The organism is Bradyrhizobium sp. 191 (assembly GCF_023100985.1).
GTDB lineage: Bacteria > Pseudomonadota > Alphaproteobacteria > Rhizobiales > Xanthobacteraceae > Bradyrhizobium > Bradyrhizobium diversitatis.
The window spans coordinates 2,192,263-2,205,029 of sequence record NZ_CP064692.1; the positions used below are offsets into that span (position 1 = coordinate 2,192,263).

Consider the following 12,767-nt stretch of genomic DNA (forward strand, 5'->3'; position numbering starts at 1 on the left):
CAGCGAACGGCCGTTCGCGCCTGCGCCACCAGAAGGACCACAGCACATGACGACAGCTCTCTCGCGGCCCATCACTTCGCCGCTCGCGGCAAACGATCGCAGCGCCCCCGCCGTGACCCCGCGCGTAAAACTCTACAAGCGGCGTATCGCGATCAGCCATCCCGACCCGCAGGCCGGCGAGCGGCTGCTGGCCGAGGCGCTCGGCGCCGCCGACCGCGATGCGATGCACGGCATCTTGAGGCAACTGGTCAAGGCCAGCGTGGTCGGGCAGAAGCCGGATGAGGCCAATCTCGCCTTCATGATCTCGACGATCAGGAGCATCGCGCCGAAGGATTCCATCGAGGCCTTGCTGGTGGCCCAGATGGTGTCGGTGCACATGGCCGCGATGCGCTGTGCCTGCCGGCTCGCCTGCACCGACGATCTCGCGCAGCAGGAGGGCATCGCCCGCGCTTTGACCCGGCTCTCCCGCACCTTCGCCGCCCAGGTCGAGGCGCTGAATCGCCACCGCAACAGCGACGAGCGCGCGATCACGGTGCAGAACCTGTCGGTGCAGGACGGCGGACGGGCGATCGTCGGCAACGTCACGCAGCATGCGAGCGTACTTGTCTCGGACGCAAACTCGGACGCAATGCAAGCAACGAACCGATGACCGGCGACCACGCCCGCAACACGGCGCCGATGCAGTCAAGCCTTCGCTGCGGCGCGATGACCCGCAATGGGACTAGCTGCCGCGCACCGGCCATCAAGGGTAAGCAGCGATGTCGCATGCACGGCGGAGCGCGGCGATCGGGAGCGCCAGGAGGAAACCGGAATGCATGGAAGCACGGGCTGTTTACCAGGGATGCGATTCAGGAACGAAAACGTATCGATTCTCTGCTGGATGAGGCGCAGCAATTGCTGAAAGAGATTACCTGATCTCCGAAGTCGCGTCCTGCTGCGGCCGCGGCAGCACATCAAGTCCGGCCCGCCGCCCGGCAACACGGCAGCCCTCACCCGTCGCGCCGACCGGCAGCTCCCCCCAAGAATAATCTCCATGCCTTTTCGAAATACAGCTTCCGCTCCCTGGGCGAGGCGAGCGGCTTGTATCCGAACATCGCCAGCGTGGTCGGGCCCACGATGATGCTGTTGATGAGAAAATCGGTCAGGAAATTGACATCGCCCGGAACGATGTGCCGATCCGCCTGGGCCTTCGTCACCGATGTTCGCAGCAGAGACATGATGGCATCCGGCTCCGGCGCGGCATGACTGCCGGCGGCAACCAGGCTTTCGCTGGCGGCGATCCTCTTGAAGGCAACCAGTTCCGGATCGAGATTGATGTCGAGCAGGAGGCTCGTCAGCTCCTTGAGCTGCGCGAGGCTGTCCTGGCTCGACTGCCTCACCTGAAGGTCGCCGAGGCGCGCCATGATGCGCCGACGGCTTCGGTCGAGGACTGCATCGAAAATTGCGCGCTTCGACGGATAGCGCCGGTAGATGGTGTCCTTGCCGGCGCCGCACTCCGAGACGACTCGCTCCATGGATGTCGCGGCATAGCCATCCCGGGCGAATAGATCCGCGGCCACCGCAAGGATCCGGTCCTCGATCGCCTGCGCCTCTGCCTTGGTCGGTCGCCCGCCGCGACCTTCGCCGATGCGCCTCTTCGTGCGCTTGCCGGACTTGACTGCCTGCTTCATGCCTTCCCCTGCGCGATCCGGAATCGCCGTTCTGGACTTTTAATAGTTCTAAATACTCGAAAAATCCAACCTCATAACTGGACACTATCGTCCCGTTTTGTTTTAACCCTGCCCGCCGGATTTGGGGTGGGGTTTTGACGATGGGAATGACGGGGGGATCGCAGCGGGTTCTGCGAGGTGCGGCGCTGCTGCTTGGCTCGACTGCCTTTCTTGCGCTGGACGGGCCGACATTTGCGCAGAACACCGCGCTGCCGCCGGTGACGGTGGACGCGCCGCAAGCGCAGCGGTCGGCCCGCAACGTGACATCGCAGCGACAGCAGAGCGCGACACGGCGCAGCAACCGGTCGAGGACGAGCTCCGACGCGCCGGCGAGGGCCACGCCCGCCGCGGCTGCATCGGCGACGGCCCGGCAAGACACGCGCGACCAGATGGTTGCAACCAACCAGTCGACGGCGACGAAGACGTCCACGCCCGTGCTGGAAACGCCGCAATCCGTCACCACGGTGACCCGCCGGCAGATCGACGCGCAAAACCCGCAGACCGTCGGCAATGCCCTGCAATACACGGCAGGCGTCCTCTCCGAACGCGACGCAACCACCCGCTATGACAGCGTGTTCCTGCGCGGCATCGGCGGCTTCGGCACCTCCACCAATTTCGTCAGCTTCCTGGACGGATTGAAGCTGCCGCGCGGCCAGGCTTTTGCGGTCACGTCGATCGACGCCTTCCTGCTCGATCGCATCGAGGTCATCAAGGGCCCCTCGGCCGTCCTGTACGGGCAGATCAGCCCCGGCGGTCTCGTCAATCTGGTCAGCCGCCAGCCGAGCGACATTTCCTACAACGAAGCGCGCATCGAAGGCGGCAGCCACGGCCGCGTCCAGGGCGGCATCACCAGCCAGGGCGCTTTGGATGCCGCGCATCAATGGCTCTACAGCATCAGCGCGATCGGCCGGATGTCCGGCACGCGTTACGACGACGTGGACGAACAGCGCTTCGGCGTAGCGCCGGCGATTACGTGGCGCCCGGATGCCGATACGCAGCTGACGGTGTCCGGCTTCTACCAGCGCGATCCGAAGGGCGGCTATTTCAACTCGCTCTATCCGCAGTCGCTGGCGCCGGCAGCGTACCGGCCGTATCTCAATCGCAACCTGAACATCGGAGATCCCGGCTTCGATCGTTTCGAGCGCGAGCAATCGGGCGTCGGATATGTGTTCGACCGCCGCCTGAACGACGTCGTGAGCTTCCACTCGGCCCTGCGATACTCCAAGGTCGACACCGATTTCCAGTCGCTGCAGATGGCGGGCGCGCTGACCGCGGCCGGGACCATCCCCCGCGCAGCGATCCGGTCGATCGAGAGCGCCGACGGCATCGCCGCCGACAACCGCCTGCGCTTCGACTTCCGGACATCGGCTGTCGAACACACCGTGCTCGCCGGCTGGGACCAGCAGAATTCGCACAGCTCGTGGCTCTACCAATTCGGCGGTGCGACGTCGCTCGATGTCGTGAACCCCGCCTACTATCAGCCGGTGGGAACGCTGTTCCCGTTCATCAACAACGACCAGTCGCTGTCGCAGACCGGACTCTACGTCCAGGACCAGATGAAGTTCGGCGGCTTCCGTTTGACGCTCGGCACAAGGCACGACTGGACCGAGCAGAGCAACGACAACCGTATCTCCGCGACGAAAACGTCGCAGGAGAGCGACAAGCAGACCTACCGCGCCGGCCTGCTCTATCTGTTCGACAACGGCCTTGCCCCCTATGTCAGCTATTCGACGTCGTTCGAGCCGACCATCGGCGTCGGCAGCAACGGCCTGCCCTTCGTGCCTACGACCGGCGAGCAGTATGAGGGCGGGTTGAAATACAAGCCGGCCTTCGCCGACATGCTGTTCACGGCGGCAGTGTTCGACCTGCGCCAGCAGAACACGCTGACGCCGTCCGCCATACCGGGCTTCAGCGTGCAGCAGGGCGAGATCCGCTCGCGCGGTGTCGAGCTGGAGGCGCGCGGCAAGCTGACCGAGAACATCGAGATCATCGCGGCCTCGACCTTCCTCGACACCAAGGTGACGAAATCGACCGATCTCACAGCGATCGGCAAGCGACCGCAAGCCGTGCCGACGCATTTCGAATCGCTCTGGGCCAATTACAGCTTTCTCACCGGTGGCCTTGCCGGCCTGACCATCGGCGGCGGCGTGCGCTCGGTCGGTCCCAGCTATGGCGACGACATCAACAGCCTGGTGTCGCCGGGATACGTCGTGTTCGATGCCGCCGTGCGATACGATCTTGCCAATCTCGTGCGAGCCTGGAAGGGCGCGGAGGTAACGCTCAACGTCACCAACCTCTTCGACAAGAGCTACTACACCAGCTGCAGCTCCAATTTCTACTGCCAGTTCGGAAATGGCCGCCTCGTGCTGGCGGGCCTGCGCTACAGGTGGTGATCGCATGATGTTGTGCCGGCCATGACGGCGAGACAGCTGCGATGGTGGTCCTGGATTCACAAGTGGAGCAGCCTGATCTGCACCATCTTTGCGCTGCTGCTGTGTCTCACCGGGCTGCCCCTCATCTTTCACGAGGAGCTGGGACCGAATCCGGCGATCGACGAGGTCGCCGAACCCGGCGTCCGCGCGTCGGTCGACACGATGATCGCCGAGGCGCTCGCCGAGCGGCCGGGTGAGGTCGTGCCGTATCTATTCTACGACCGCGAGAAACCGATCGTGAAGATACCGACGGCCGCCAGCATGACGTCTGCTCCGGACACCTTCTTCTACAAGATGTTCGACGTCAGGACCGGCAAGGCACTCAGCGCCGATCAGCCCAACGAGGGCTTCATCTATGTCATGCTGCGGCTCCATGCCGATTTGTTTGCCGGCATCAAGGGCACGCTGTTCCTCGGCGGCATGGGGCTGTTGCTGACCGTTTCGATCCTCTCGGGCATGGTGCTGTACGGGCCGTTCGCGCGGCGCCTCAAGTTCGGCGAGATACGCAAGCGGCACAGCAACCGGCTGCGCTGGCTCGACCTGCACAATCTGCTCGGCATCATCACGCTGGCCTGGTTCGGCATCGTCACGCTGACCGGCGTGATCAACACGCTGGCCGCGCCAATCGAGCTGATGTGGCAGTCGAACCAGTTGCTCGACATGGCCGCGCAAAACAGGGGACAGGCGCAAGGCGATCGCAAAGCTCCGGTTGACCTGGTGCTCGCCAATGTCCGCGCGGCCGTACCGGGAATGACTGTCACGACGCTCGCCTTTCCCGGCAGCCCGTTTTCAACGCCAACCCACTACGCGGCGTTCCTCACCGGCGATACGCCGCTGACGAGCCGCATTCTCAAGCCAGCCATCATCGATGCAGCCAGCGGCGAGGTCGTCGCGGTGCGCGACATGCCATGGTATGCGACCGCGTTGTTCGTGTCGCAGCCGCTGCATTTCGGCGATTACGGCGGGCTGCCGCTGAAAATCATCTGGGCCGTGCTCGATATCGTCACCATCGTCATCCTGGCCAGCGGCCTCTATCTCTGGCTCGCGAGATGGCGGACAAGCCGCACGGCCGCGGCCGACATGCGAGCGGCCGCGACGGAGTTTGCCCGATGACGTCGAGGCGAACACTGTGGCTGATCCCCGCGTTGCTGGCGCTCGTGACGCTGCTCGGCCTGCTGGCCGCCTTGATCGGCGAAGGCGGCATCTGGTGGCCGCTTTCGTGGGCGACGCTGGCTGTTCCCTGCGTCTGCAGTCTCTATTACCTCGTTCGGGGCTTGATGCCGCCGCCTCAATAGCCCTGACGTCAGGTCAGGCGGCCCCCACGCTGACGCTACACCTTTCGCCATTGGCAGCCTCCCGCAAAATCGTGTAACCCGGCCAAAACCCTTGCCGGGACGAAACGCTCATGACCAAAGCCGCCAACGACGCGGGCACCGCCACCCGCGCGCTGATCTTCGCGCTGGTGGCGCTTGCCTGCGGCCACATGCTCTCGACCTTGCTGCGCACCATTCCGGCTGTGAGCCTCGATCTGATGGCGGCGGATTTCCATATCGAGCCGCAGGCGCTGGCGAGCCTCACGTCGATCTATCCTTTCGCCTTTGCGGCGGCGCAGATTCCGGTCGGGGCGGCGATGGACCGCTTCGGCGTGCGGCCGGTGTCGCTGAGCCTGCTCGCGGGGACCGTGTTCGGCGCGGTCGCGTCAGGGTTTGCGACGGGGCCGGAAAGCTTTGCCGTCGGACAGCTGATGCTGGGCGTTGCCACCTCGGGCATGCTGATGTGCCCGATGACGCTGGCGGCCAAGCAATTGTCGGCGGCCCGCTTCGGGCTGTGGTCGGGCGCGATCCTCTCGATCGGCAATATCGGCATGCTGCTGTCGTCGAGCCCGCTCGCTTTCGTGGTGGACGCCTACGGCTGGCGCGCCGGATTCTGGATGTCGGCGATCGGCGGAATCGCGGTGGCGCTTGCGGTGTTCGCGCTGGTCCCACATCAGCCGGCCGAGCACAAGGACGAGTCCTCGCCGCTGACGCAGATGATCGAAGTGCTCAGGCTCGGCCTCTCGCGCCCGCTGCGCGGGCTGATCGCGCTGGCGCTGGTGTCGCTGGCGACTTCGCTGGTGCTGCGCGGCCTGTGGGGCGGGCCGTGGCTGATGGACGTCAAGGGACTCTCGCGGGTCGAGGCCGGCAACCAGCTCGGCGCGTTCACGCTGGCGATGATCGCGGGCCCCCTGTGCATCGGCATGATCGACCGCAGGCTCGGTCGCCGCCGCGCCCTGGTGGCGGGCTCGCATCTGGCTGCCGCCGTGCTGCTGGCGCTGATGGCGCTGGGCGCACCGCATGCCGCGGTCTCCACGCTGTTCGGCCTGCCCGTGATGCCGCCGCAATACGACCTCGTGCTGTTCGTGCTGATCGGGCTTGCGACCTCCGCCCAGCCGCTGCTGTTCGGCATGTCCAGGCAGCTGGTGGACGCGCAAGTCGCGGGCAAGGCCCTCGCGGCCGTCAACCTCGCCTTCTTCCTCGGCGCGGCGCTGATGCAGTCGGTGACCGGCGCGGTGGCGGCGCTCGCGGGCTTGCCGGCGGTGCTGCTGTTCATGGCTGCCATGCTGGCGTTCGGCGTGTTGATCTTCTTGGCTTACACCTCGCCAAGCCCATAGGATGACGCGCCCAGCTCGCCAAAGGAATCACTCATGCCCGTCGACACCAAGGCCGCCACCGACCGCCTCATGCGCTTCCTCACTGTGGAGGGCGTGACCGGACAGGAGGCGGCGATCGGGCGCGAGCTTGCCGCCGCGCTCAAGGAGGCCGGCGTGCCGGCGAAGGCGATCCGGCTCGACGATGCCAATACTCGCATTCCCGTGCCGACCGAGACCGGCAACCTCATCGTCGACCTGCCCGGCCGCGGCGCGCTGCACAACCAGCCGCGCATCATGTTCATGACCCACATGGACACCGTGCCGCTCTGCACCGGAGCGAAGCCGAAGAAATCGGGACGCAAGATCGTCAACGAAGCGAGGACCGCGCTCGGCGGCGACAACCGCTGCGGCTGCGGCGTGCTGGTGACGCTGGCCGCCGAGCTCGCCAGGCAGAAGCTCGATCACCCGCCGATCACGCTGCTGTTCTGCGTACGCGAGGAGAGCGGGCTCTATGGCGCGCGCCACGTCAAGCTGGACGAACTCGGCTCGCCCGTGATGGCGTTCAACTATGACGGCGGCGCCGCCTCCAACGTCGTCATCGGTGCCGTCGGCGCCGACCGCTGGAGCGTCGAGATCTTCGGCCGCGCCTCGCATGCCGGCGTCGCGCCGGAGCGCGGCATCTCCTCGACCATGATCTTGGCGCTCGCGCTCGTGGACGTGAAGGCCGGCGGCTGGTTCGGCAAGGTGGTGAAGGGCAAGCGGCAGGGCACCAGCAATGTCGGCCCGGTCACCGGCGGCGAGGGCCGTCCGGCGGGCGATGCCACCAATGTCGTCACCGACTACGTGCATGTGCGCGGCGAAAGCCGCAGCCATGACGGCAAGTTCTTCAAGGAGATCACCAAGGCCTACAAGGCCGCGTTCGAGAAGGCGGCCAAGAAGGTCACGAATGCACAAGGCAAGTCCGGCAAGGTCAAGTTCAAGGCGGAGACCGACTATTATCCGTTCCGCATGAAGGACAGCCAGCCCGTGATCAAGCGCGCGGTCGAGGCCGTGTCCGCGGTCGGCGGCACGCCGAACGTCCGCACGGCCAATGGCGGCTTAGATGCCAACTGGATGGTCCGCCACGGCATTCCGACCGTGACCTTCGGTGCGGGGCAGAACGAGGCGCACACGGTCGACGAATGGATCAATCTCGACGAATATGACCGCGCCTGCGCACTGGCGGTGCAACTCGCGACGATGCGGTGAGTTGGGTTGTAGGGTGGGTTAGCGCTGGGCTGCGCAAAGCGCAGTCACGGGGCGTAACCCACCTCTTCTGCTTCCGCGGATATGAAGAATGGCGGGTTACGCCTTCGGCTAACCCACCCTACGAAACAAGAACAAAAGGGAGGCACCATGCCGCGCATCGCAAACATCGAGACCGGGCTCTACCGGATCCGCCTCCCCGTCACCCTCTCCGACTCCACACATGGCGAGATCGCGGCGTTCGAGCTGATCACCTGCCGCATTCGCGATGCCGATGGCGCCGAGGGCGTCGGCTACACCTACACGGTCGGGCGCAATGGCGGCGCGGTCGCCGACATTCTCAAGCGCGAGATCCCGCCGCTGGTCGAGGGACGCGAGGCCGACGATACCGAGGCGCTCTGGCATCATGTCTGGTGGGCGCTGCATTATGGCGGGCGCGGCGGGCCGGCGGTGCTGGCGCTTTCGGCGCTCGACATCGCGCTGTGGGATCTGAAGGCGCGGCGCGCCAAGCTGCCGCTGTACCGATTGCTCGGCGGCTTCGATGCGCACGTGCCGTGCTATGCCGGCGGCATCGACCTCGATCTCTCCGTCGATGCGCTGCTCGCGCAGACCGACGGCAATCTCGCCAAGGGATTTCGCGCCATCAAGATGAAGGTCGGCCGGCCCGACCTGAAATCCGACGTCGCAAAAGTCTCCGCAATGCGACAGCATCTCGGCGACGGTTTTCCGCTGATGGTGGACGCCAACATGAAATGGACGGTCGAGGAGGCGATCCGCGCCGCCCGCGCCTTCGTTCCCTATGACCTCACCTGGCTCGAGGAGCCGATCATTCCCGACGACGTCGCCGGGCACGCCCGCATCATGCAGGCCGGCGGCGTGCCGATCGCGGCCGGCGAGAATCTGCGCTCGCTGTGGGAGTTCAAGAACTACATCGCATCAGGCGCGGTGTCCTATCCCGAGCCCGACGTCACCAATTGCGGCGGCGTCAGCGCCTTCATGAAGATCGCCCGGCTGGCGGAAGCGTTCAACCTGCCCGTCACCAGCCACGGCGCGCACGACATCACCGTGCATCTGCTCGCGGCCTGCCCGAACCGGTCGTATCTGGAGGCGCATGGCTTCGGGCTCGACAAATACATCGAACATCCGCTGGTGCTGCAGGACGGGCTGGCGCTCGCGCCGGACCGGCCCGGGCATGGGATCAGCTTCGACTGGGCGGGGCTGGCGACGCTAGCCGCGTAGAGCACGCCGTCGTGCCCGGGCTTGTCCCGGGCATCCACGTTCCTTGTGCCGAGAGGAAGACGTGGATGGCCGGGTCAAGCCCGGCCATGACGATGTGGCTGCACGCGAGGCATTCCAAGGCGCGGGGTGCATGACGGTGATAATCCTTTATGGTGACGGCAACCGACACCTTGCGAAAGATTCCCTGCCTTGCACCCCGAACTGCACCAGAAACTGACCACGTGGCGCCGGCACCTTCATGCGCACCCGGAGCTGTCGCTCCAGGAAAAGGCCACCTCCGCCTTCGTGCAGGACAGGCTCACCGAGCTCGGTATTCCGTTCGAGGCAGGGATCGGCGGGCACGGCATCGTCGCGACGTTGACGCGTGGCCACGCACGAAGCCGGGTCGGCCTGCGCGCCGACATGGATGCGCTGCCGATCACCGAGGACACCGGCCTGCCCTATGCTTCAAAGACTCCCGGCGTGATGCATGCCTGCGGCCATGACGGCCATACCGCCTCGCTACTGGGCGCCGCGGCGCTGCTCGTCGCCGACTGCGACTGGAGCGGCACGGTCGATTTCATCTTCCAGCCGGCGGAGGAGGGCTTTGGCGGCTCGCGCGCGATGGTCGCGGCCGGGCTGTTCGACCGCTTTCCGATGGAGCGGATCTTCGGCTTCCACAACTGGCCGGGCCTTGCCGCCGGCACCATCGCGGTCCACGACGGCGTCGTCATGGCCTCCGGCGGGCGCATCACCATCACCATCGAGGGCCATGCCGGCCACGCCGGCATGCCGCATCTGACGCGCGATCCGGTGGTGGCGGCCGGCCATCTCATCGTCGCGCTGCAATCGATCGCCTCGCGCGGGGTCGATCCGCTCGACACTGCCGTGCTGTCGCTGTGCACGATCGAAGGCGGCACCGCGCCGAACCAGATCGCCGGGCGCGTCACCATCCGCGGCACGCTGCGCTACCATCGCGAGGCGGTCAAGGACGTCATCCTCGATGGTATCGAGCGCAGCTGCGCCGGCATTGCGACCAGCTTCGGCGTCAAGGTCACGCCCGAGATCGTCTGGGGCGTGGGTGTCGTGATCAACTCGCCTGATGAGGCCGACCTCGCGCGCATCGCTGCCGAGAAGCTGCACGCGCCGGTGCGGCGCGACCTCGCGCCGAGCATGGCCGGCGAAGATTTTGCCCATTACCTGCAGCAGCGGCCGGGCGCCTTCGTCTGGATCGGCAATGGCGCGTTGCGCGACGGCGCGGAGCTGCACGGCCCGCGCTATGATTTCAACGACGCGATCCTGCCCGTCGCGTCCGGCTGGATGGCCGAAGTGGCCAAGGCGGCGCTGGCCTCGAACTAACTCTGTTCCGGTCCTGCGTAGATCAATCCGACGAGCAACGTATCGGCGGCACGGGCGTTCCCTCCCGGCACATGGCAAGGGATGGCACGTAAGACATGGCGCGCGTTCTGATCGGAACTTCCGGCTGGCATTACGCCTCCTGGCGCGGCCCGTTCTTCCCGGAGGGCGTGACGCTGAAGCAGCAGCTCAGCTACTACGCCGGGCAGTTCGACACCACGGAGCTGAACGGGGTGTTCTACCGGACGCCGACGCCGGAGGCGGTGAAGGGCTGGCGCGAGCAGACCGGCCGCGACTTCGTGTTCGCCTGGAAGGCGTCCAAATTCATCACGCACTGGAAGCGGCTGTCGGACCGCTCCGTCAACAGCCTCGAGCTGCTGGAGAACCGCATCTCGCGGCTCGGCGGCAAGGCCGGCCCGGTCCTGTTCCAGCTGCCGCCGCAATTCGAGGCGGACGCGGACCGGCTGGCCTCGTTCTTCAAGCTATTGTCGCGGAAGCGCCGCTACAGCTTCGAATTCCGACATCCGAGCTGGTATCAGCCGCGCATCCTGCGGATGCTGACTGAAGAGAACATCTCGCTGTGCCTGTCCGACCATCACGATGCGCCGGCGCCGTGGAAGCGCACGGCGGATTTCGTCTATGTGCGCGGACACGGGCCAAGCGGGCGCTATCACGGCCACTACTCCAAGGCGACGCTGGGGCAATGGGCCAAGCGCATCAAGTCGTGGAAGCGGCAGGGCTGCGACGTCTACGTCTATTTCGACAACGACCAGAAGAGCGCCGCACCCGCCGATGCCAAGGCATTGAAGCAGCTGCTGTGATGCTGAGCGGGATGCGTTTTGGCGCAGTCGGGGCTGCGGCTCGCTTCACCTCTCCCGCAAGCGGGAGAGGGAGTGCACCTCCGCCGCTGCTGCGATCGTGCCTCATAATGCGCTAGATGATGCCGCCTTGCCGAAGCGCTGCGATCGCCGCGGCATCATAGCCGAGTTCGGCGAGAACGAGATCGGTGTGCTCGCCGAGCGTCGGCGGGCGGCTCACGATTTTGCCCGGCGTTTCCGACAGCCGCACCGCGGCGCGGGCGACCGGCGCCTGCTTCGGCAGGCCCGGATAATCGACATCCTGCATGAAGCCGGCGGCGCGGATGTGCGGATGATCCAGCGCCTGTTGCGGTGAGAGCACGGGGCCGGTCGGAATCATCGCCTGGCCCAGCGCATCGACGGCCTCCTGCGTGGTGCGCTCGGCGCACCAGCGCGCCATCCGCTCGCTGATGATGCGGCCGTTGTTGCCGCGGCTGATGTCGTCGGCGAAGCGCGGATCGTTCAGCCAAACCTCCTCCTCGCCCATCAGCCGCGCCCAGCGCTTGAACAGCGGATGGCCGGTGACCTGGCACAGCACCCAGCCGTCCCTGGTGCGGTAGATGTCGGCGGGAGCCGCGGTCTGGCCGAGATTGCCGGTGGGCACGCGGTTGACGTTGATGACGGCCTGCTCGATCAGCGTGGCATTGGTGAAGGACAAGGCGGTTGCGAGCAGCGCGCCCTCGACGATCTGCCCGCGTCCGGATTTGCCGCGCTCGATCAGGGCGGCGAGCGTGCCGAACGCGCAGTGCAAGGCGGTGCCGAAATCGACCCAGTTCACCGCGGCCCGGTACGGCGGATCGCCCGCGCCCGTCATGTAGACCGCGCCCGACATCACCTGCCCGACGCCGTCGAAGCCGACGCGGTCGGACCAGGGACCCGGCCCGCCGAACGCGGTCGCCGTGGTCAGGATGATGTCCGGCTTGATCGCCTTCAAGGATTCGTAGTCGAGCTTCATCGCACGCAGGGTCTGCGGCGGCAGATTGGCGACCACGACGTCCGCGGTCGCGACCAGGCGGCGCATCACCTCCTGCCCTTCCGCCTTCATCGGATCGAGCGTGATGCACTTCTTGTTGCGATTGACTTGGAGAAACAGCGCGCCTTCGCCGTTCTCGCCGACCGGCGCCACGAAGCGGTCCTCGCTGCCGTCGCGCTTCTCGACGCGGATGACCTCGGCCCCGAACTCGGCTAGCAGGGTGGCGCAATAGGGCCCGGCGATATAGCGCCCGAAATCGAGCACGCGCACGCCCTCCAGAACTCCTCCCATCGGCTTCTTCCCCAGTGTTTTGCTCAGATTACAGGGAATGATTGCCGCGGCAAGATG

At 66.1% G+C, this 12,767-nt stretch carries 12 protein-coding genes; 10 read left to right on the plus strand and 2 right to left on the minus strand.

Going from position 1 to position 12,767, the window contains the following annotated elements:
• The first annotated feature begins 46 nt into the window (after positions 1–46).
• Entirely contained in the window at positions 47–649 is a 603-nt protein-coding gene (locus tag IVB23_RS10020; RefSeq protein ID WP_247803400.1) for a hypothetical protein, read from the plus strand.
• Positions 646–915, plus strand: coding sequence for an HGGxSTG domain-containing protein (locus IVB23_RS10025; RefSeq protein WP_247803401.1), 270 nt, complete (start codon positions 646–648; stop codon positions 913–915). The genes IVB23_RS10020 and IVB23_RS10025 overlap by 4 nt, the downstream gene beginning before the upstream one ends.
• A gap of 74 nt (positions 916–989) precedes the next feature.
• Here the strand turns inward: IVB23_RS10025 and IVB23_RS10030 are convergent, their stop codons facing one another.
• Entirely contained in the window at positions 990–1,670 is a 681-nt protein-coding gene (locus IVB23_RS10030; RefSeq protein ID WP_247803402.1) for a TetR/AcrR family transcriptional regulator, read from the minus strand.
• Positions 1,671–1,816: 146 nt separating this feature from the next.
• Between IVB23_RS10030 and IVB23_RS10035 the strand changes: the two genes are divergently transcribed.
• From IVB23_RS10035 to IVB23_RS10070, 8 genes are all read left to right on the plus strand, one after another.
• On the plus strand, positions 1,817–4,102 hold the full coding sequence (locus IVB23_RS10035) for a TonB-dependent siderophore receptor (protein ID WP_247803403.1): 2,286 nt from the start codon (positions 1,817–1,819) through the stop codon (positions 4,100–4,102).
• Between the two features lie 21 nt (positions 4,103–4,123).
• Positions 4,124–5,254, plus strand: coding sequence for a PepSY domain-containing protein (locus IVB23_RS10040; RefSeq protein WP_247803404.1), 1,131 nt, complete (start codon positions 4,124–4,126; stop codon positions 5,252–5,254).
• Positions 5,251–5,436 (plus strand): hypothetical protein, encoded by a 186-nt coding sequence (locus tag IVB23_RS10045; protein ID WP_061878319.1) that lies wholly within the window; start codon positions 5,251–5,253, stop codon positions 5,434–5,436. The genes IVB23_RS10040 and IVB23_RS10045 overlap by 4 nt, the downstream gene beginning before the upstream one ends.
• 110 nt (positions 5,437–5,546) lie before the next feature.
• A complete protein-coding gene (locus IVB23_RS10050; RefSeq protein ID WP_247803405.1) occupies positions 5,547–6,791 on the plus strand; it encodes an MFS transporter in 1,245 nt (414 codons plus the stop codon).
• Positions 6,792–6,824: 33 nt separating this feature from the next.
• Complete coding sequence (locus IVB23_RS10055) at positions 6,825–8,018, plus strand: M20/M25/M40 family metallo-hydrolase (RefSeq protein WP_247803406.1); 1,194 nt, start codon at positions 6,825–6,827, stop codon at positions 8,016–8,018.
• Between the two features lie 147 nt (positions 8,019–8,165).
• A complete protein-coding gene (locus IVB23_RS10060) occupies positions 8,166–9,254 on the plus strand; it encodes a mandelate racemase/muconate lactonizing enzyme family protein (RefSeq protein ID WP_247803407.1) in 1,089 nt (362 codons plus the stop codon).
• A 189-nt stretch (positions 9,255–9,443) separates the two neighbouring features.
• Positions 9,444–10,592: an amidohydrolase gene (locus IVB23_RS10065; RefSeq protein ID WP_247803408.1), complete on the plus strand. Its 1,149-nt coding sequence runs from the start codon at positions 9,444–9,446 to the stop codon at positions 10,590–10,592.
• 95 nt (positions 10,593–10,687) lie between these two features.
• Positions 10,688–11,410: a DUF72 domain-containing protein gene (locus tag IVB23_RS10070; protein WP_247803409.1), complete on the plus strand. Its 723-nt coding sequence runs from the start codon at positions 10,688–10,690 to the stop codon at positions 11,408–11,410.
• Positions 11,411–11,522: 112 nt separating this feature from the next.
• Here IVB23_RS10070 and IVB23_RS10075 read toward each other — a convergent pair whose 3' ends face one another.
• Positions 11,523–12,710: a CoA transferase gene (locus tag IVB23_RS10075; protein ID WP_247803410.1), complete on the minus strand. Its 1,188-nt coding sequence runs from the start codon at positions 12,708–12,710 to the stop codon at positions 11,523–11,525.
• Positions 12,711–12,767: the final 57 nt, after the last annotated feature.

Bases quoted from the DNA above. Each gene is read 5' to 3' on its own strand.
- IVB23_RS10020 (WP_247803400.1), top strand. From the start codon at position 47: ATGACGACAGCTCTCTCGCGGCCCATCACTTCGCCGCTCGCGGCAAAC.
- IVB23_RS10025 (WP_247803401.1), top strand. From the start codon at position 646: ATGACCGGCGACCACGCCCGCAACACGGCGCCGATGCAGTCAAGCCTT.
- IVB23_RS10030 (WP_247803402.1), bottom strand. From the start codon at position 1,670: ATGAAGCAGGCAGTCAAGTCCGGCAAGCGCACGAAGAGGCGCATCGGC.
- IVB23_RS10035 (WP_247803403.1), top strand. From the start codon at position 1,817: ATGACGGGGGGATCGCAGCGGGTTCTGCGAGGTGCGGCGCTGCTGCTT.
- IVB23_RS10040 (WP_247803404.1), top strand. From the start codon at position 4,124: ATGACGGCGAGACAGCTGCGATGGTGGTCCTGGATTCACAAGTGGAGC.
- IVB23_RS10045 (WP_061878319.1), top strand. From the start codon at position 5,251: ATGACGTCGAGGCGAACACTGTGGCTGATCCCCGCGTTGCTGGCGCTC.
- IVB23_RS10050 (WP_247803405.1), top strand. From the start codon at position 5,547: ATGACCAAAGCCGCCAACGACGCGGGCACCGCCACCCGCGCGCTGATC.
- IVB23_RS10055 (WP_247803406.1), top strand. From the start codon at position 6,825: ATGCCCGTCGACACCAAGGCCGCCACCGACCGCCTCATGCGCTTCCTC.
- IVB23_RS10060 (WP_247803407.1), top strand. From the start codon at position 8,166: ATGCCGCGCATCGCAAACATCGAGACCGGGCTCTACCGGATCCGCCTC.
- IVB23_RS10070 (WP_247803409.1), top strand. From the start codon at position 10,688: ATGGCGCGCGTTCTGATCGGAACTTCCGGCTGGCATTACGCCTCCTGG.
- IVB23_RS10075 (WP_247803410.1), bottom strand. From the start codon at position 12,710: ATGGGAGGAGTTCTGGAGGGCGTGCGCGTGCTCGATTTCGGGCGCTAT.